A 19,979-nucleotide genomic window follows, 5' to 3' on the forward strand; every position below is an offset into this window, starting at 1 on the left:
GCCACCAGAGTGGTCAGACAAGGAGTGAATGACACTGTATGTCTTGCCTTGAGTGAAGGCGCGTTGGCGCCTGCCAGCATGGCAAGGGGCGCAATTGTAGAGAAGCGCCGGGGGACAAGCAAGGGAATTGGTGAATTATTGAGCAGCTGAAAAGCATCGCGGGGCAAGCCCGCTCCCACAGCACCTGTGGGAGCGGGCTTGCCCCGCGATCGGGCTCAGCCCTGCGCTTTAGCGTTACGTTGACGAACGGCTTCGAACAGGCAAACGCCCGTTGCCACCGACACGTTCAGGCTGCTGACGCTACCGGCCATCGGCAGTTTCACCAGGAAGTCGCAGTGCTCGCGGGTCAGGCGGCGCATGCCTTTGCCCTCGGCACCCATGATCAGGATGGTCGGCCCGGTCAGGTCTTGCTGGTACAGCTCCTGCTCGGCCTCACCCGCTGTACCGACGACCCACAGGCCACGCTGCTGGAGCTTCTCCAGCGTGCGCGCCAGGTTAGTCACGGCCACCAGCGGGATCACCTCGGCGGCACCACAGGCCACCTTGCGCACCGCAGGTGTCAGGGTCGCCGACTTGTCTTTGGGCACGATCACTGCCAGCGCCCCGGCCGCATCGGCGGTACGCAGGCAGGCACCCAGGTTGTGCGGATCGGTGACACCGTCGAGCACCAGAATCAGCGGTGCGCCTTCGGTACGGTCGAGCAGCTCTTCGAGCATCGCCTCGCCCCAGACCTGGCTTGGGCTAACCTCAGCCACGACCCCCTGGTGCACACCCTCGACCCAGGCGTCCATCTCGCGGCGCTCGGCCTGACCGACCGGCACCCGGCTCTGCCCGGCCAGCTCGACAATCACCTGCACGCGCGGGTCGCTACGCCCTTCCGACAACCAGATCTGCTTGACCCGCTTGGGATGATGACGCAACAGGGCTTCTACGGCGTGGACGCCGTAGATTTTTTCCAACTGACTCATGACTTGGCCTTGGGTTTACGTGATCCAGAGCTCGCTTTTGGCGGCCCTTTGCGATGCTTGCTCGGTTTTTCCGACGACTTGCCGCCTTTGCCCGCCGGCTTGCCGCCTGCGTGCTTGGCATCGGCCATCAGGGCCTTTTTCATTTCCCGGCTTTTGCGCACTTCGGCGTTTTTCGCCGCAGCATGCGAAGGGAAATACGCTTCGGCGGTTTCGTTCTTCTTGCTCCGGCGCGCAGGCTCGGCCTTGGTGGTTTCAGCCTTGTCGAGCACTGGAATTGTCTTGCCGTCTTGCGGGCGCACACCCTCGGCACGCGGCTTGCGGCCAATCGGTGCTTTGAGCGTGTTTTCAGCCATTTCGAAGTCGATCTTGCGCTGTTCCAGATCAACGCGCATGACCCGCACTTCCACCGTGTCGCCCAAGCGGAAGCTACGCCCGGTGCGCTCACCGGCCAGGCGATGGTGCACAGGGTCGAAGTGGTAGTAGTCGCCCGGCAAGGCACTGACATGCACCATGCCTTCGACGTAAATGTCGGTCAGTTCGATGAACAGGCCAAAACCGGTCACTGCGGTGATCACACCCGGGAAGCTCTCGCCAACACGGTCTTTCATGTACTCGCACTTGAGCCAGTTGACCACATCGCGGGTCGCTTCGTCGGCGCGCCGCTCGCTCATCGAGCACTGCTCGCCGAGCTGCTCCAGGGTCGGTTCATCGTACGGGTAGATGCGTGCCTTGGGGATGCTCGCGGCACCCGCGCGCTTGACATGCGGGGTGTCCTGACGCGAGCGGATGACACTGCGGATCGCCCGATGGGTCAGCAGGTCCGGGTAACGGCGGATCGGCGAGGTGAAGTGTGTGTACGCCTCGTAATTCAAGCCGAAGTGGCCGTTGTTGTCGGCACTGTAGACCGCCTGGCTCAGGGAGCGCAGCATCACCGTCTGAATCAGGTGGAAGTCAGGACGGTCGGCGATATTCGCCAGCAATGCCTGGTAGTCCTTCGGCGACGGGCCGTCTTTACCTTTGTGCAGCGACAGTCCCAGCTCACCGAGGAACGCACGCAGCTTCTCCAGACGCTCTGGTGGCGGGCCATCGTGCACACGGTACAGCGCTGGAATTTCGTGCTTCTTGAGGAACTCGGCCGTAGCAACGTTGGCCGCCAGCATGCACTCTTCGATCAACTTGTGCGCATCGTTACGCACTGTTGGCCGAATTTCGGCGATTTTGCGCTCGGAACCGAAGATGATCCGGGTTTCCTGGGTTTCGAAGTCGATGGCGCCACGGGTATGGCGAGCCGCCAACAGCACTTTGTACAGGGCATAGAGCTGCTTGAGGTCTGGCAGCACTTCGCTGTACTGCTCGCGCAAGGCTTTGCCTTCGCGGGTACGGGCATGCTCGAGCATGCTGCTGACCTTGTTGTAAGTCAGGCGCGCATGGGAGTGGATCACCGCTTCGTAGAACTGGTAATCGACCATTTGCCCGGATTTGTTGATGGTCATTTCGCAGACCATCGCCAAGCGGTCGACGTGCGGGTTCAGCGAGCACAGACCGTTGGACAACTCTTCAGGCAGCATCGGAATGACGCGCTCGGGGAAGTACACCGAGTTGCCACGCACCTGTGCTTCGGCATCCAGGGCAGACCCCAGGCGCACATAGCTGGAAACGTCGGCAATCGCCACGTACAGGCGCCAGCCACCGGAGAACAGGCGCAACTTGCCCAGGCTCTCGCAGTACACCGCATCGTCGAAGTCGCGGGCATCTTCGCCGTCGATGGTAACGAACGGCAGATGGCGCAGGTCGATGCGATGCTCTTTGTCTTTCTCTTCGACTTCCGGCTTGAGCTTGCGCGCTTCCTTGATCACGGCCTCTGGCCAGACGTGTGGAATGTCGTAGCTGCGCAGCGCTACGTCGATTTCCATGCCCGGTGCCATGTAGTTGCCGATCACTTCGGTGACATCGCCCTGCGGCTGGAAGCGCGGTGTTGGCCAGTGGGTGATCTTCACCTCGACGAACTGACCGACCTTGGCGCCGCCGTTACGCCCCGGAGTGACCAGCACTTCTTGCTGGACCTTGGGGTTGTCCGGGGTGACGAAGCCGATACCGCCTTCTTCGAAATAGCGACCAACGATGCTTTCGTGGGCACGGGAGATCACTTCAACGATGACGCCTTCGCGACGACCGCGACGATCGAAGCCGGACACACGGGCCAGGGCTTTGTCACCGTCGAAGACCAGACGCATTTGCGCCGGACTCAGGAACAGGTCATCACTGCCGTCGTCCGGGACCAGGAAACCGAAACCGTCGCGATGCCCGGCAATGCGGCCGAGGATCAGGTCCAGCTTGTCTACCGGGGCATACGTGCCGCGCCGGGTATAGATCAGCTGACCATCACGCTCCATTGCCCGCAAACGGCGGCGCAACGCTTCGATCTGATCTTCGGTGGTCAGGCCGAACTCTTCGACCAGTTGCTCGCGCGCAGCCGGCGAGCCGCGCTCGTCCAGGCGCTGCAGGATCAGCTCACGGCTAGGAATAGGGTTTTCGTATTTTTCCGCTTCACGAGCGGCCTCGGGATCGAGGGACTGCCAATCGGCCATTAGGAGGGGTTCACCTTGTCTATATAAGGGTTAGTTTGGCATAGGCGTATTGAAACCGGAAATTTCAGGCTTGGACAGCCCTCTCAGAGCTCCCAAGACGCTGCTAAAACTGCCTTTAGGAACAACGGCTTGAATTTTTTAAGTTTTTTTCTGAACGGGGCTTTACAGCCCTCAGGGTCATCCGTATAGTGCGCACCACAGCGACGGACACCGTCGTTATAGTTGAGATGCAACCTGATGTGAAGCATCATGTGACCTCAGCGAAATGCCCAGATGGTGAAATTGGTAGACACGCCAGCTTCAGGTGCTGGTGACCTTACGGTCGTGGAAGTTCGAGTCTTCTTCTGGGCACCAATTTCAAATCTTAGAACTGTTTAGCACTTCTGAGATTTACTGCAAGACGCTACACTGTTTTTGTTTCATGCAACATCGCTTCACTTTGCCCAGATGGTGAAATTGGTAGACACGCCAGCTTCAGGTGCTGGTGACCTTACGGTCGTGGAAGTTCGAGTCTTCTTCTGGGCACCATATTTCAGATAAAACCCGCGAAAGCGGGTTTTTTCGTTTCTACCTCCTGTGGGAGCGGGCTTGCCCCGCGAAGCAATGTTACTGGCACACCGCAATCGCGGGGCAAGCCCGCTCCCACAAGAAGCTCCCTCTCCAACAGTACCGCCTCGCGCATTCCGATAGCCTGCTCATGAAATTCCTCTCATGCAGGCAATTGAGAAGCCATATCGTTTATCATTGTTACCAGATATGTAGCCGCAAGCGAGGAAGTACCCGCATGACGTTCCGCAATGCCCCCCTATTGCGCGGCCTGGCCGTTTCTCTGTTGACCCTGGTACTCGGCGCTCCCGCCTTGGCCGCCGACCCGGTAACGCTGACCCTGTACAACGGCCAGCACAAGGAAATCGGCGATGCCATTGCCAAGGCCTACGAGGCCAAGACCGGCATCAAAATCAATATCCGCAAAGGCAGCAGCAACCAGCTGGCCAGCCAGATCATCGAAGAAGGCGAACGCTCGCCAGCCGATGTCATCTACACCGAAGAGTCACCACCCCTGAACAACCTGGGCGAGCTGGGCCTGCTGGCCAAGATCGACGATTCGACCCTGCAGGTGTTGCCCAAGGAATTCGTAGCGGCCAATGGCACCTGGATGGGCGTCACGGCGCGCACCCGTGTAGTGGCCTTCAACCCGAAAGTGATCGACGAAAAAGAACTGCCGCCTTCGGTCATGGACTTTGCCAACCCCGAGTGGGAAGGCAAGGTCGGTTTCGTGCCGACCAGCGGCGCCTTCCAGGAACAAGCGGTTGCGATCCTCAAGTTGCATGGTCGTGATGCTGCCGAAGAATGGCTGACCGGCCTGAAAGCTTTCGGCAAGACCTACACCAACAACATGGTTGCCCTCAAAGCCGTGGAAAACGGTGAAGTGGCAGCGGTGCTGGTGAATAACTACTACTGGTACGCCCTGAAGAAAGAGCGTGGCCAGCTGGATTCGAAGCTCTACTACCTGGCCGATGGCGATGTCGGCGGTTTGATGACCATTTCCGGTGCCGCCGCCGTCAAAGCCAGCAAGCACCCGAAAGAAGCCCAGGCACTGCTGGCCTGGATGGCCAGTGAAGAAGGCCAGCGCGTAATCACCCAGACCACTGCCGAGTACCCGCTGCACAAGGGCATGGTGTCGGATCAGGGCTTGAAGCCGTTCGAAGACCTGCGTCCGCCGAAAATCACTCCGGCTGATCTGGGTAATGCCGAAGAAGCCCTGGAACTTGAACGCGAAGTTGGCCTGCTCTGATGACTGCAGCCTTACCCGCACCGGCACAGCCCAGCCGCTACATCCCCAAGCGCAAACGACCTTCAATCTGGGTCGTGCTGCCAGTGCTGCTACTGGTCGGCCTGAGCTTGCTGCCGCTGCTCTACGTAGCGCTGAAAGCCTGGGAAGCCGGCTGGCGCGAGGCCTTGCACCTGCTCTGGCGCCCGTTCGTCTGGGGCCTGATGCGCAACACGCTGATGCTGATGGCCGGCGTCACCCTGGCGTGCATGGCGCTGGGTGTGTCGCTGGCCTGGCTACTGGAGCGCAGCGACCTGCCCGGCAGACGGGTGTGGGGCGTGATCCTGTGCCTGCCCTTTGCGGTTCCAGCCTTCGTCAGTGGCTTTACCTGGGTGTCGCTGAGCCCACGCTTTGAAGGCCTGGCCGGCGCCATTCTGGTGATGAGCCTGTCCAAGTACCCACTGGTATTCCTGCCTGTGGCCGCAACCCTGCGCAACCTCGACACCTCCCTGGAGGAGTCGGCGCGCACCCTGGGGCAAAATCGCTGGGGGGTGTTCTTCAAAATCACCCTGCCGCTGCTATGGCCCTCGATTCTTGGCGGCAGCCTGCTGATCGCCCTGCACATGCTGGTGGAGTTCGGCGCCTTGTCGATTCTCGGCCTGCAAACCTTCACCACGGCGATCTATCAACAGTTCGAACTGGAATTCAGTAACGCCAATGCCGCGATGCTGTCGGCAGTATTGCTGTTCATGTGCCTGCTGATGCTCTGGTTTGAACTGCGTGTGCGTGGCAATGCCCGCCACGTGCGAATCGGTCAGGGCGTAGCGCGACGCGGCGCACCGATTCGCCTGCGCGCCTGGATGCCCCTCGGGCAACTGTACTGCCTGACCCTGGCACTGCTGGGCAGCGGTATTCCGCTGGGCATGCTCGGGTACTGGTTGAGCGTCGGTTCGTCTGCCGCCTTCCCGGTGGCCGACATCAGCCGTGCACTGTTCTCGTCGTTGTCACTGTCGCTGGGCGGCGCCGCCTTGAGCCTGTTACTGGCATTGCCGGTGAGCTTTCTGGTGGTGCGCTACAAAGGCCAGTTGGCGATCTGGGCGGAGCGCCTGCCGTACTTGCTGCACGCCCTGCCCGGCCTGGTGATTGCCCTGACGCTGGTGTATTTCGCCCTGCACTATGTGCCGGTGCTGTACCAAACCACCGGGCTGTTACTGCTGGCCTATGCGTTGCTGTTTCTGCCACTGGCCCAGGCGCCAGTGCGCACTGCGCTGCACAAGGCGGCGCCACAGCTCGAAGAGGCCGCACGCACCCTGGGCGCAACGCAGTTCACTGCGTTTTGCAGAGTGACCTTGCCGATCATCTTCCCGGCATTGGCGGCGGCGTTTGCTCTGGTGTTTCTGGATGCCATGAAGGAGCTGACCGCCACCTTGCTGCTCAGCCCTACGGGCATGACAACGCTGGCCACTGAAGTCTGGGCGCATACCGCCAACGTCGAGTTTGCCGCTGCGGCGCCTTATGCGGCGTTGCTGATTCTGGTGTCGGGGTTGCCGGTGTATCTGCTGACTACGCGGATGTATTTGAATCGGGCTTGAGGGTATTTCGCAGGGCAAGCCCGCTCCTACAGGAGCAATCTGTAGGAGCGGGCTTGCCCCGCGATGCTTTCTCAGGCGCGAAACTGCCCAAGACTCGCCTTAAGCTGCCCCGCCAGATCATCCAGCACTTTGCTACTGGCCGTGGTTTGCATCACCACCTCAGCAGCCCGCTCGGCCTGGGCATGTATGGTCTGCACCCGCCCGCGCACCGCCTGCGCCCCCTGAGCCTGTTGCTCCGCCGCACGCGTGGCCAGGCCTATCGCGGCATGCACTTGCTCAACCGAAGCCTGCACCGATTGCTGCACCCGCGCGTTGTCGCGCAGCACCAGCAATCCCTCACTGGCCTGACGCCCGGCCTGACTGATCGCCGCCACGGCCTCCTTGGCGCCTTGCTGCAGCGCACCGATATGCGCCTGGATGTCGCCAGTTGAACTCTGGGTCTTGCTGGCCAAGGCGCGCACTTCATCGGCAACCACGGCAAACCCACGCCCGGTCTCACCCGCCCGCGCCGCTTCGATCGCCGCGTTGAGCGCCAGCAGGTTAGTCTGCTCGGCGATGCCGTGAATCACCGTCAGCACCACTTCGATCTGCTCGCTCTGCTGGGCCAGCCGCTCAATGACTTTCGAGCCGGTCTCAACCTGCCCGGCCAGGTCTTCGATCAGCTTGGCCACCTGGGTCGAGGTACGGCTGTTTTCGTCGGTGGCCTGGCGGATATCCACCACCTGCTGCAGGGCCGACTGCATGGCATGGCTCTCGGCCTGCGCCTCGTCCGCCATGGTCGACAGGTCGCGCAGGCTGGCCGCGACCTCATCACGCTGAAGCTCGGCAGCCGCATCGGCGCCGGCATTGCGCTGGGCCATGACACCGATTTCAACGCCGGTACGCTGCGCCACTTCACCCGCCTCGCGGACGATTGGCTGCAGCTTGTCGACAAACTGGTTAACCGCTGCCGCCATATCTCCAATCTCGTCGCGACTGTCGATACTGACACGCTTGGTCAGATCACCCTCGCCTGCGGCCAGATCGTTCAGTGCGGCAATCAGCAGGCGCAGCTTGTTGACCACGCGCCGCCCCAGCACCACCGCCACCACCAGCAGCACACCGAGCCCGACCAGGGCCAGGCCAACGCCGATGTTCCAACGCAGGGTTGCCGCAGCGTCCTGGACGCTCTGCGAGGTGTTGGCTTGCATACCAGCAGCACTGGTTTGCGCGGCCTCCAGGCGTGCACGCAAGGCCTTGTTGCTGTCAGCCGCCGCCCCGACCAGGCTTTCGCCGACCAGTTGATCACCGCTGGCGATCAGCGCGGAAAAGCGTTGATCGAGCGCAGCCAGCTCGGCATCCACTGCAGCGGTAGATACTCCCATCAGCACCTTGCCAATTTCCGCACCATTAGGGCTGATCGGTGCTTCGACGAAATACACCGATGGATCTTTGCGCGCCGCATCCAGCACCTTATCCAGCGCCCGCTCGCCCTGGCCCTTTTCCAGCAAGGCCTGGTTGACCGGGTTCTGCCGGTTCAGGTAACGGGTCAGGTGCTGGCCTTGGGCGTCGTCGTACACCACGAACAGCACATTGGGGTTGCGCTGGGCCCGGCGCGAGAACTCGGACAAGGTCGGCACATCGTTGTCCCACATGGCCCGCGGGGCGACCGAGGCCAGCAGTTCAGCCATGTCGTTAGCTGAGTCCTTGAGGTTTTTCTCCAGGGTCGCGCGCAACTGCGCCTGCTCACTTTGCAGACGCGTCGAGAGCCCCGCCGTCAGCCGCTGCCGAGTGCTGGCAGAAAGACTTTCCAGCCCGGCACTCACCTCTTGGCCGGCCTGCTCGAGTTCAGCCGACAATTTCTGACTGTCAGCCCCCAAACGTTTGCCCAAATCGGCCTCTAGGGTGGTGACTGTGCTCCGGGTCAGCGCGACGGCGACCAGCACTTGCACCAAAAGAGCGATACCAAGGGCAACAAACACAGGCCGCAGCAGGCGGCTTCGTAACAGTGAGAGAACGGCAGACACGTAAGAACCCTCTACTACTGGGGCCATTAAAATGATGGCAACCCCGAAACGATTCTTACAGCAAAGGTTGTGCCGAACAGCAGGCAGAAACGACAAAGGCCCCTATAGAGGGGCCTTTGTGTTCACTTCAATCGCGGATCAGGCGAACGGGTGACGCAGAACGATGGTCTCGATGCGGTCAGGGCCGGTGGAGACGATATCGATCGGCGCGCCGATCAGCTGTTCGATGCGCTTGATGTACGCACGAGCATTGGCTGGCAGCTCTTCCAGGGTTTTGGCACCCACGGTCGATTCGGTCCAACCCGGTACTTCTTCGTACACAGGCTGCAGACCTACATAGCTGTCGGCGTCAGTCGGGGCAACGTCGTTACCTTCTGCATCTTTGTAGCCGACGCAGATGTTGATGGTTTCCAGACCGTCGAGCACGTCCAGCTTGGTCAGGCAGATGCCCGAGATGCTGTTCACATCGATAGCGCGACGCAGGATAACAGCGTCGAACCAGCCACAACGGCGAGCACGGCCGGTAGTCGCACCAAACTCGTGGCCTTGTTTGGCCAGGTGCGCGCCGACTTCGTCGAACAGCTCAGTCGGGAACGGACCCGAGCCTACACGGGTGGTGTAAGCCTTGGTGATACCCAGGATGTAGTCGAGGAACATCGGACCAACACCCGAACCGGTAGCAACGCCGCCAGCGGTGGTGTTGGAGCTGGTGACGTACGGGTAGGTACCGTGGTCGATGTCCAGCAGCGAACCCTGGGCGCCTTCGAACATGATGTCTTTGCCAGCGCGACGCAGCTCGTGCAGCTCGGCAGTGACGTCCAGCATCAGCGGCTTGAGCAGCTCAGCGTATTCTTTGCACTCGGCCAGGGTCTTGTCGAAGTCGATGGCTGGCTCTTTGTAGTAACCAACCAGCATGAAGTTGTGGTATTCCACCAGTTCACGCAGTTTGTCTTCAAAGCGCGGCATGTTCAGCAGATCGCCAACACGCAGGCCACGACGTGCGACCTTGTCTTCGTAAGCTGGGCCGATGCCGCGACCGGTAGTACCGATCTTCAGCTCGCCACGCGCCTTTTCACGGGCCTGGTCCAGCGCAACGTGGAAGGACAGGATCAGTGGGCAGGACGGGCTGATACGCAGGCGCTCACGCACCGGTACACCCTTCTCTTCCAGCTTGGTGATCTCACGCAGCAGGGCGTCTGGTGCAACCACCACGCCGTTGCCGATCAGGCACTGCACGCCTTCGCGCAGTACGCCCGACGGGATCAGGTGCAGCACGGTTTTTTCACCGTCGATCACCAGGGTGTGGCCCGCGTTGTGGCCACCTTGGTAGCGCACTACGGCGGCAGCATGTTCGGTCAGCAGATCAACGATCTTGCCTTTGCCCTCATCACCCCACTGGGTGCCCAGGACTACGACATTCTTACCCATAACACTTGTCCTCATTCGCGCAAACTTGGCGCCGGCTCTTGCCGGCGGGGAATCTCAAATGGCCAGCGGCAGTACCTGCCAAAGCCCGTTTTGCTGAATCAATTGCCGATCGCAATCCGCCTCGACGGCGGCAGTCAATGGCTGCCCAGGCAAGGCCTGAACCACCCGCTGACCTTCACTGCGCAATTGGCAGACCAACTGCCAGAGTCCTGCGTCGCTGCTGTCGGGCATCCAGATCCCGCCAGACGGCAACACAACCTCGGCTCGCCCCAGTGTGACCAGGGTCTTCAAATCCGTGGAGAAACCAGTGGCCGGGCGCGCCCGACCAAAGTCTGCTCCGATGTCGTCGTAACGACCGCCCTGGGCGATCGACTGACCGACACCCGGAACGAAAGCGGCAAACACCACACCGGTGTGGTAGTGGTAGCCACGCAGTTCGCCCAGGTCGAAATACAACGGCAGCTGTGGATAACGCGCGGCCAGTCGCTCAGCGATGGACATCAGGTCATCCAGCGCTGCCAGCACTGCAGCTGGCGCACGGCCCAGGCGCACGCGCGCTTCGGCCAGCACTTCACGACCACCGCACAGCTCGGTCAGCGAGCGCAACATCGCGGCGAGATCGGCTGGCAGGTTGGCGGTCAGCTCGATGACTTCATCGATAGCCTTGCGCTGCAGGGCGTCGAACAGTTGTTGCTCGACCGCACCCGACAAGCCTGCGGCACGGGCCAGGCCGCGGTAGATACCGACATGACCGAGGTCCATGTGCACGTCCGGCACGTCGGCCAGTTGCAGCATGGCCAGCAGCAGGCTGATCACCTCAACGTCGCTGACCGGGCTGGCATCGCCGTACAGCTCGGCACCGAGCTGGATCGGGCTACGCGAGGTCGACAGTGCGCGCGGCTGAGCGTGCAGCACGCTACCGGCATAGCACAGGCGGCTCGGCCCTTCACGGCGCAGGGTATGCGCATCGATGCGCGCGACCTGCGGCGTGATGTCGGCACGAAAGCCCATCTGCCGGCCCGACTGCGGGTCGATTACCTTGAACGTCCGCAGATCCAGGTCCTGGCCGGCACCGGTGAGCAGCGATTCCAGGTACTCGATATGCGGGGTCACGACAAACTCGTAACCCCAGCTCTGGAACAGATCCAACACCTGACGACGCGCGATCTCGATGCGCGCCGCCTCAGGTGGCAGTACTTCTTCGATGCCATCTGGCAGGAGCCAGCGGTCTACCGTTGCCATTACGCCATTTCCCCTTTGGTCCAGGCGGCCTGCCCGCAGGCTAGCCTTGAGTGAAGCAGGTATCGCCAAACTATGACGCGCAGCACTGATTCCAGCGCAACCGCCGTGCCGATACCCTCAAATACCTTGGGCTGCTCTACAGATCAGCGGCGGCTTGCCACCGTTCGATCTTGCAGACGCAAAAAAGCCGGGAATTTCCCGGCTGCCGCATCATACACCCGTTTTCTCGCAGTATCACCCCGCCAGACGTTTAAACCGCCCGGCGGGGTGCAACCTTGTTACTTGTCTTTGTTCATGAAGCGGAAGAAGTCGTTGCTCGGATCGAGCACCAACACATCGCTCTTGTTGGCAAAGCTTTCACGGTAGGCCTTGAGACTGCGGTAGAACGCGTAGAAATCCTGGTCCTGACCATAGGCCTTGGCGTAGATCGCCGCCGCCTGGGCATCACCATCACCGCGGGTCTCTTCCGACTCGCGATAGGCTTCTGCAAGCAGAACACGGCGCTGACGGTCGGCATCGGCGCGAATACCTTCGGCCAATTCGTTACCTTTGGCGCGGTGCTCACGTGCTTCACGCTCACGCTCGGTGCTCATACGCTCGAACACGCTGCGGTTCACTTCCTTGGGCAGGTCGATGGCCTTGACGCGAACGTCGACCACTTCAATGCCCAGCTCCTTGCTGGCCATACGGTTCAGCGAGGCAGTGATGTCAGCCATCAGTGCGTCACGTTCACCAGAGACCACTTCGTGCAGGGTGCGCTTACCGAACTGGTCACGCAGGCCGCTTTCCAGACGACGCGACAGACGCTCGTCGGCGATCTGCTTGAGGCCCGAGGTAGCGGTGTAGAAGCGCTCGGCATCCTTGACGCGCCATTTGGCGTAGGCATCAACCATTACCGCTTTCTTTTCCAGGGTCAGAAAGCGTTGGGTCGGCGCGTCCAGCGTCATCAGGCGGGCGTCGAACTTGCGCACCTGGTTGACGTAAGGAATCTTCACGTGCAGACCAGGCTGAACATCTGTCTGGACCACACGACCAAAGCGCAGCATGACCGCACGTTCGGTCTGCGACACGATATAGAAGCTGTTCCAGGCCACGATCGCCAGCACCACGCCAACGATCAGGGCGATCAGCGATTTATTGCTCATCAGCGGCTCTCCCTAGAACGCAACTGTGTTTGCTGCTGTTGCAGCTCCGCCGCCGCGCGGTTGGCCGCGTCATTGACCGAAGCCGGGACGCTGACAGGTGCACTGCTGGCACGGCTGCCTTCAACCATCTTGTCCAGCGGCAGGTACAGCAGGTTGCTCTGGCCATCTTTGCCGGAAACCAGGACCTTGCTGGTGTTGCTGTAAACTTCCTGCATGGTGTCCAGGTACAGGCGCTGACGCGTTACCTCAGGTGCCTTGCGGTACTCGGCAACCAACTTGGTAAAGCGGTCTGCCTCACCCTTGGCGCGCGAGACGACTTCGTCGCGGTAACCGTTGGCATCCTCGATGATCCGCTGGGCCTGACCACGGGCCTCTGGCACCACGCCATTGGCGTAGGACTCGGCCTGGTTGCGGGCACGCTGCTCGTCTTCACGGGCACGGATCACGTCATCGAAGGCCTCTTGCACTTCACGCGGGGCTGCCGCGCTCTGTACGTTGACCTGAGTGACGGTGATACCGGTACGGTAAGTATCGAGGAACCGCTGCAAGCGCTCCTTGATCTCCACTGCCATCTGCTCACGACCTTCGGTCAGTACCTTGTCCATGGCGGTGGAACCCACCACATGGCGCAGGGCGCTGTCGGTCGCGTGCTGCAGGCTGACTTCAGGCTGATCAACGTTCAGCACGAAATCCTGCAGGTTGGTAATTTTGTACTGCACGGTCAGCGGCACTTCGACGATGTTTTCGTCTTCAGTGAGCATCTGCCCCTGCTTGGTGTAGGCACGCTCACGCGTGACGTTTTCCATGTACTTGCGATCGATCGGCGGGAAGTAGATGTTCAGGCCCGGCCCTACGGTTTCGTAGTATTTGCCGAAGCGCAGCACGACGGCCTGCTCCTGTTCGTCCACCACATACACGGCGCTGTACAGCCAGATAGCTGCCAGCACGGCCAGACCGACGCCGAGCAGGCCGAAGCCACCGCCCTTGCCGATGCCGTTGTCACCACCGCGTTTCTTGCCACTGCCAAACATGCCGTTCAGGCTGTCCTGCAGCTTGCGGAAGGCCTCGTCGAGATCCGGCGGTCCTTTCTTGTCGCCGCCACCGCGGCGTCCGCCCCAAGGATCTTGATTGTTCGAGTTGCCACCCGGCTCATTCCAAGCCATAGCGCTCTCCATCTGATAAAGCAAAGACGCACCCACGGCGCGCCGTCCAATGCTACAGAATGCCTGTCACGGCTGCCCGGCCGCGTCGCCGGGCTTTTATTGCAAAGTGTGTTGCTCGATGAACTCTGCCGGCTTCAGGCCTTCGCGACTGACCAGGCGATTGAACTCGACCCGAGACACCCGCACGGCCAGAAGGCTGCTGCCTTCATCGTCGTGCTCTTCGCCCTGTACAGCACCCAATGCAAAGAACTGCGCGCGCAACCGCGCGAAACGCTGTTCAAGGCGCAAGGTTCCGATAAACAGGTCATCCCCCAGCAATTCGGCGACTGCCTGCCCCACCAGCTCCAGGCCACGCCCATCACGCGCCGAGACCCAGACCCGCTGTGGCTTGCCATCGGCATCACGCTGAATCTGTGGCTCAACGCCTTCAAGCAGGTCGAGTTTGTTATAGACCTCGAGGATCGGCAAGCCTTCTGCACCAATCTCCCCCAAGACCGCCATAACCTGCTCGATCTGCTCCATGCGATCAGGCTCATGGGCGTCGATCACGTGCAACAGCAAGTCAGAGTTGCTCGACTCTTCGAGCGTAGCCCGAAAAGCTTCGACCAGCTTGTGTGGCAGGTGGCGAATGAAGCCCACGGTGTCGGCCAGCACGATCGGCCCGACATCATCGAGCTCAAGTCGGCGCAGGGTTGGGTCGAGGGTCGCGAACAACTGGTCGGCCGCGTAGACCTCGGATTCGGTCAGGGCGTTGAACAGGGTCGACTTGCCGGCGTTGGTATAACCAACCAGGGACACTGACGGGATATCTGCCCGCTTGCGCCCGCGACGCGCCTGCTCGCGCTGACTGCGCACTTTCTCCAGCCGCGCCTTGATCTGACGCAGGCGCACCCGCAACAGACGACGGTCGGTTTCCAGCTGGGTTTCACCCGGACCGCGCAGGCCGATACCACCTTTTTGCCGCTCAAGGTGCGTCCAGCCGCGTACCAGGCGCGTGCTCATGTATTCAAGCTGGGCCAGTTCAACCTGCAGCTTGCCTTCATGGGTGCGTGCCCGCTGGGCGAAAATGTCGAGAATCAGACCGGTGCGGTCAAGCACGCGACACTCGAAGACTCGTTCGAGGTTACGTTCCTGACTGGGTGTGAGGGTGTGATTGAAAATCACCAAATCTACCTGTTCGGCTTTGACCAGGTCGCGTAATTCCTCGACCTTGCCGCTGCCAATCAGGTATTTGGCGGTGGGCTGATGTCGCGCCACACTGGCGAACGCGACTATATCGGCCCCAGCCGACAACGCCAGTTCCCGAAACTCCTGCGGATCTTCGCGCGCCTCAGGGTTCTGACCTTCCAAGTGAACGAGGACCGCTCGTTCACCACCACCGTGGCGCTCAAAGAACAAAGCAGACTCCTATCAGGCGTTACCTGGCTCAGCGTCGCCATGCTCGGATTCGGATGCGCTTGGCAGACGGATCGGACGCACAGGAACAACTGTCGAGATAGCGTGCTTGTAAACCATCTGGCTGACGGTGTTTTTCAGCAGGATCACGAACTGGTCAAACGATTCGATCGTGCCTTGCAGCTTGATGCCGTTAACCAAATAGATCGAAACCCCAACTTTTTCTTTTCTCAAAGTATTCAAGTAAGGGTCTTGTAGCGAATGCCCTTTTGACATATGCCGCACTCCTGTAAGGATCAATAGTAAAAAAACAAAAAAACTGATGGCTCAAGCCGCCCCACCCCCAAGGATAGACGGCAATTACAAGGACTCAGCTCAATATGGTGGCCGTTCCCAGGTATTTCAAGGTGCGAGACAGATTGTCGCAAGCCAGGCTGTCTAACCACTGCAAGTCAGCCCAACTACGCAACCAGGTGAATTGCCGTTTCGCCAATTGGCGAGTAGCAATAATGCCGCGCTCCTGCATTTCAACTGATGTTAACTTGCCATCAAGATGATCCCAGACCTGGCGATAACCAACCGCCCGTATAGACGGCAGTCCCGCATGCAAGTCACTTCTGGCTCGCAGCAATCGGACCTCGTCAACGAAGCCCTGTTCCAGCATTTGCCCAAATCGTAGCGCAATTCGTTCGTGTAAAACGTGACGATCGGCAGGCGCAATGGCCAGGCTGGCGACAGTATAGGGCAAATGACCCGCCGCCGAAGGGCCTGCGGCGCTACTTTCCGCGGATTGACGCTGACGATGTGCCGTCATTGTCATGCCGCTGACCCGATAAACTTCCAGCGCGCGGATCAGCCGCTGCGGATCATTGGGGTGAATTCTCGCTGCTGACTCTGGGTCAACCGCCGCCAATTGCTGATGCAAGCCCTGCAGGCCGAGGCGCTCAGCCTCCTCTTCCAGCTCGGCGCGCACCTGCGGATCGGCAGCCGGCATGTCGGCCAGGCCGTCAACCAATGCCTTGTAATAGAGCATGGTGCCGCCGACCAGCAGCGGTATTTTACCGCGCGCAGTGATCTCGGCCATGGCTTGCAGGGCATCACGACGAAACTCGGCAGCCGAATAGCTCTGGGCCGGGTCGAGAATGTCGATCAAACGATGGGGATGGGCAGCCAGCACCTCTTTCGAGGGCTTGGCAGTACCGATGTCCATGCCTCGGTAAACCAGTGCCGAATCGACGCTGATCAACTCGCACGGCAGCACCTTGGTCAGCTCGATGGCCAGATCGGTTTTGCCCGCCGCGGTCGGGCCCATCAAGAATATCGCGGGAGGTTTACCACTCATTTTATCGACCGCGCAAAAACAGTTTGTCCAGATCGTCCAGGCCCATCTGGGTCCAGGTCGGTCGGCCATGGTTGCACTGGCCGCTGCGCTCGGTGTTTTCCATATCGCGCAACAGGCCGTTCATCTCCGCTATCGCCAAGCGGCGGTTAGCGCGGACTGCGCCGTGGCACGCCATAGTGCCGAGCAGTTCGTTCAAATGCGCCTGAATGCGGTCGCTGGTACCGTATTCCATCAAGTCGGCCAGCACATCCTGGACCAGGCGGTTGGCCTCGGCCTGCTTGAGCAGCGCCGGAATCTGCCGAATCGCCAGGCTCTCCGGGCCCAGGCGCTGAAGCTCGAAGCCCAGGCGCTGGAACCATTCGGCGTGTTCTTCGGCGCAGTCGGCCTCGCGCTGACTCAAGGCCAGCGACTCAGGCACCAGCAGGGGTTGGCCGCTCAGGCCTTCGCTGGCCATGGCCACCTTCAAGCGCTCGTACATAATGCGCTCGTGGGCCGCGTGCATGTCTACCAGCACCAGACCCACGGCGTTCTCGGCGAGGATGTAGATACCTTTCAGCTGGGCAAGGGCATAGCCCAACGGTGGAATGTCACCCTGGCTGTCGGGCAACGCCACCGGCGCCGCTTCGTTGAGCGGGGCAAAAAACTCGCGGTAGACGCCCTGCGCTTCCGCTGCCGGCAAGGCCTGAGTTGGGCGCGGGGTGTACTGATACTGATAGCCAGCGCCGCTGCCGCCACCGCTACTGCTGCTACCCATGCTGGAGGGGCGCATACCCGGCTCGGCCACAGGCTGTTCCAGCAGGTTGGCGGCCAGGCGCATTTCGCCCTGGGGGCCGAACTCGCCGGCCTGCAGGCCGCTGGGACGGATGATTTCGCTGCTGGCGGCAGGCGCGGCCAGTTGATCTTCCGGCCGCACGTCAGCCAAGGCCCGATGCAGGGTGCCATAGAGGAAGTCATGCACCATGCGTCCATCACGAAAACGCACTTCATGTTTGGTCGGGTGTACGTTGACGTCGACGCCAGTGGGGTCGACTTCAAGAAACAGCACGAAGGTCGGGTGCCGACCGTTGAACAGCACATCGCGATAAGCCTGGCGCACGGCGTGGGCCACCAGCTTGTCGCGCACCGCCCGACCGTTAACGAAGAAATACTGCAAATCGGCCTGGCTGCGCGAGAAGGTCGGCAAGCCTACCCAGCCCCACAGGTGCAGACCGTTACGCTCAATCTCGATGGGCAGTGCCTGCTCCAGGAACCCCGGGCCGCAAATCGCCGCCACACGCCGGGCGCGGGCGGTATCGTCCTGGGCCTCGTGCAGGCTGAGAATGCTCTTGCCGTTGTGGCGCAGGTGAAATGCCACATCAAAACGCGCCAGCGCCAGGCGGCGGATCACTTCCTGCAGGTGATCGAATTCGGTTTTCTCGGTTTTGAGAAACTTGCGCCGTGCCGGAGTATTGAAGAACAGGTCGCGCACTTCCACCGAGGTGCCCACTGGGTGCGCGGCCGGCTGCACGCGCGGGGCCATGTCACGCCCTTCGGTCTCTACCTGCCAGGCCTGGTCGGCATCGCGGGTACGCGAGGTGAGGGTCAGGCGCGCCACCGAACTGATCGAAGCCAGGGCCTCACCACGGAACCCCAGGCTCATGACCCGTTCCAGGTCTTCCAGATCACGGATTTTGCTGGTGGCGTGACGGGCCAGGGCCAACGGCAGGTCATCGGCAGCAATGCCGCTGCCATCATCACGCACCCGCAGGAGCTTGACGCCACCCTGCTCGACTTCGACGTCAATACGCCGGGCACCGGAGTCCAGGCTGTTTTCCAGCAGTTCCTTGATCACCGATGCCGGGCGCTCGACCACCTCACCGGCGGCAATCTGGTTCGCCAGCCGCGGGCTGAGCAGCTCGATTCGCGCACTGCCGGTCATTGCTGGGACGCCAGGGCAGTCGCGGGGATGTTCAAGCTCTGCCCGACTTTAAGTTCGTCGGTCTTGAGGTTGTTGGCCGAGCGCAGGCTGGCCACGTTGACCTGATAGCGCACGGCGATCATTGCCAGTGTTTCACCCGGACGCACGCTGTGCTCGCGCGGGCCTTGGGCAATCTTGCCGCTGTCACGCAGGAAAGCGATGTAGGTGCCCGGCGGCGGGTTCTGCTGGAAGAACTGGCGCACACCACTGTGGATCGAGCGCGCCAGCGATTGCTGATGGCTCGGGGTGGCCAGCTTGGCCGCCTCGTTGGCGTTGGAGATAAAACCGGTTTCAACCAGAATCGAGGGGATGTCTGGCGATTTGAGCACCATGAATCCGGCCTGCTCGACCCGACGCTTGTGCAGCGAGGTGACCCGACCCATGTTGCCCAGTACTTTCTGCCCGACGTTGAGGCTGGAACTGAGCGATGCGGTCATCGACAGGTCGAGCAACACGCCCGCGAGCATGCGGTCCTTGTCATCGAGGCTGACGTTACCGGCACCACCGATCAGGTCCGAACGGTTTTCACTGTCGGCCAGCCAGCGCGCGGTTTCCGAGGTGGCACCACGATCGGAGAGGGCGAACACCGAGGCACCAAAGGCCGCTTTCGACGGCGCAGCGTCGGCGTGAATCGAAATGAACAGGTCGGCGCCCTTCTTGCGGGCGATCTCCGTACGTTTGCGCAACGGAATGAAATAGTCACCGGTACGCGTCAGCTCGGCACGGAAGCCTTTTTCGCTGTTGATCTGGCGCTGCAACTCTTTGGCAATCGACAGCACGATGTCTTTTTCATGCTGGCCCTTGGAGCCGGAAGCGCCCGGGTCTTCGCCACCATGGCCTGCATCGATGGCGATGACGATGTCACGCTTGCCGCTAGGCACAGGGGTCAGCTTGATGGCTGGCTGCGCAGGCGTGACCGGCACGGCAGGCGTGGTGGCCACTGGCGGTGTTGGCGGCGGCGAAACCGCGTCGGCCGCCTGGTCGTACAGATCGACAACCAAACGATTGCCGTACTGGGCGTTCGGCGCCAGGGTGAAGCTCTTGGGCGTCACCGACTTGCTCAGGTCAATCACCACGCGCAGGTCGGTAGGCGTGCGCTGGGCCGAGCGCACACTGGTAATCGGGGTGTTGGAGGTAGACACCGACAGCGGTGCAGCCAGGGTCGCGCCATTGATGTCGATAACCAGGCGGTCCGGGGCACTCAGGGTAAAGACGCTGTGCTGGACAGGCCCTGAAAGGTCAAACACCAGACGCGTGTTATCCGGTGCTCGCCATAAACGCACACTTTTAACTTGCGTGACGGCCCAAGCATCAACAGTTACCGCCGTAAGCAGCAATCCTACGACCGCAACCAGCGCGCGAATGCGCATACCTATCCCCAT

Annotated in this window: 14 protein-coding genes and 2 tRNA genes; 4 read left to right on the forward strand and 12 right to left on the reverse strand. The window is 61.1% G+C overall.

All coding sequences use genetic code 11. The annotated features are described in order from the left end of the window. Nucleotides 1–215: 215 nt before the first annotated feature. Both rlmB and rnr read right to left on the reverse strand, forming a co-directional pair. Nucleotides 216–968, reverse strand: a complete 753-nt coding sequence (gene rlmB / locus ACVWSC_RS26270; protein WP_442110182.1) for a 23S rRNA (guanosine(2251)-2'-O)-methyltransferase RlmB — start codon at nt 966–968, stop codon at nt 216–218. Beyond that, nucleotides 965–3,556: a ribonuclease R gene (gene rnr, locus ACVWSC_RS26275; protein ID WP_442110184.1), complete on the reverse strand. Its 2,592-nt coding sequence runs from the start codon at nt 3,554–3,556 to the stop codon at nt 965–967. The genes rlmB and rnr overlap by 4 nt, the downstream gene beginning before the upstream one ends. A 267-nt stretch (nt 3,557–3,823) precedes the next feature. On the opposite strand from rnr, the gene ACVWSC_RS26280 reads away from it, so the two are divergent. The 4 genes from ACVWSC_RS26280 (at nt 3,824) to ACVWSC_RS26295 (ending at nt 6,919) form a co-directional block, all read left to right on the forward strand. Beyond that, nucleotides 3,824–3,910, forward strand: a tRNA-Leu gene (locus ACVWSC_RS26280). Nucleotides 3,911–3,997: 87 nt separating this feature from the next. Beyond that, nucleotides 3,998–4,084, forward strand: a tRNA-Leu gene (locus ACVWSC_RS26285). Nucleotides 4,085–4,340: 256 nt separating this feature from the next. Beyond that, nucleotides 4,341–5,351: an extracellular solute-binding protein gene (locus ACVWSC_RS26290; protein WP_442110186.1), complete on the forward strand. Its 1,011-nt coding sequence runs from the start codon at nt 4,341–4,343 to the stop codon at nt 5,349–5,351. Further along, the gene (locus tag ACVWSC_RS26295) at nt 5,351–6,919 is read left to right on the forward strand and encodes an ABC transporter permease (RefSeq protein ID WP_442110188.1); all 1,569 of its coding nucleotides are present in this window, start codon (nt 5,351–5,353) and stop codon (nt 6,917–6,919) included. Before ACVWSC_RS26290 ends, ACVWSC_RS26295 begins: the two co-directional genes overlap by 1 nt. 71 nt (nt 6,920–6,990) lie before the next feature. Here ACVWSC_RS26295 and ACVWSC_RS26300 read toward each other — a convergent pair whose 3' ends face one another. The 10 genes from ACVWSC_RS26300 to ACVWSC_RS26345 form a co-directional block, all read right to left on the reverse strand. Further along, a complete protein-coding gene (locus tag ACVWSC_RS26300) occupies nt 6,991–8,925 on the reverse strand; it encodes a methyl-accepting chemotaxis protein (RefSeq protein ID WP_442110190.1) in 1,935 nt (644 codons plus the stop codon). Nucleotides 8,926–9,063: 138 nt separating this feature from the next. After that, nucleotides 9,064–10,353 (reverse strand): adenylosuccinate synthase, encoded by a 1,290-nt coding sequence (locus ACVWSC_RS26305; protein WP_442110192.1) that lies wholly within the window; start codon nt 10,351–10,353, stop codon nt 9,064–9,066. A 54-nt stretch (nt 10,354–10,407) separates the two neighbouring features. After that, complete coding sequence (locus tag ACVWSC_RS26310; RefSeq protein WP_442110194.1) at nt 10,408–11,595, reverse strand: ATP phosphoribosyltransferase regulatory subunit; 1,188 nt, start codon at nt 11,593–11,595, stop codon at nt 10,408–10,410. Nucleotides 11,596–11,873: 278 nt separating this feature from the next. Next, complete coding sequence (hflC, locus tag ACVWSC_RS26315; RefSeq protein ID WP_442110196.1) at nt 11,874–12,740, reverse strand: protease modulator HflC; 867 nt, start codon at nt 12,738–12,740, stop codon at nt 11,874–11,876. Continuing rightward, nucleotides 12,740–13,903: an FtsH protease activity modulator HflK gene (hflK, locus tag ACVWSC_RS26320; protein WP_442110198.1), complete on the reverse strand. Its 1,164-nt coding sequence runs from the start codon at nt 13,901–13,903 to the stop codon at nt 12,740–12,742. Before hflK ends, hflC begins: the two co-directional genes overlap by 1 nt. A gap of 96 nt (nt 13,904–13,999) precedes the next feature. Then, nucleotides 14,000–15,301 (reverse strand): ribosome rescue GTPase HflX, encoded by a 1,302-nt coding sequence (hflX, locus tag ACVWSC_RS26325; RefSeq protein WP_442110200.1) that lies wholly within the window; start codon nt 15,299–15,301, stop codon nt 14,000–14,002. 12 nt (nt 15,302–15,313) lie between these two features. Continuing rightward, complete coding sequence (gene hfq, locus ACVWSC_RS26330; RefSeq protein ID WP_028945676.1) at nt 15,314–15,574, reverse strand: RNA chaperone Hfq; 261 nt, start codon at nt 15,572–15,574, stop codon at nt 15,314–15,316. 94 nt (nt 15,575–15,668) lie between these two features. Continuing rightward, a complete protein-coding gene (miaA, locus tag ACVWSC_RS26335; protein ID WP_442110202.1) occupies nt 15,669–16,640 on the reverse strand; it encodes a tRNA (adenosine(37)-N6)-dimethylallyltransferase MiaA in 972 nt (323 codons plus the stop codon). Between the two features lies 1 nt (nt 16,641). Beyond that, on the reverse strand, nt 16,642–18,558 hold the full coding sequence (gene mutL / locus ACVWSC_RS26340; protein WP_442110204.1) for a DNA mismatch repair endonuclease MutL: 1,917 nt from the start codon (nt 18,556–18,558) through the stop codon (nt 16,642–16,644). After that, a complete protein-coding gene (locus ACVWSC_RS26345; protein WP_442110206.1) occupies nt 18,555–19,979 on the reverse strand; it encodes an N-acetylmuramoyl-L-alanine amidase in 1,425 nt (474 codons plus the stop codon). Before ACVWSC_RS26345 ends, mutL begins: the two co-directional genes overlap by 4 nt.

The organism is Pseudomonas sp. NUPR-002 (assembly GCF_056322725.1).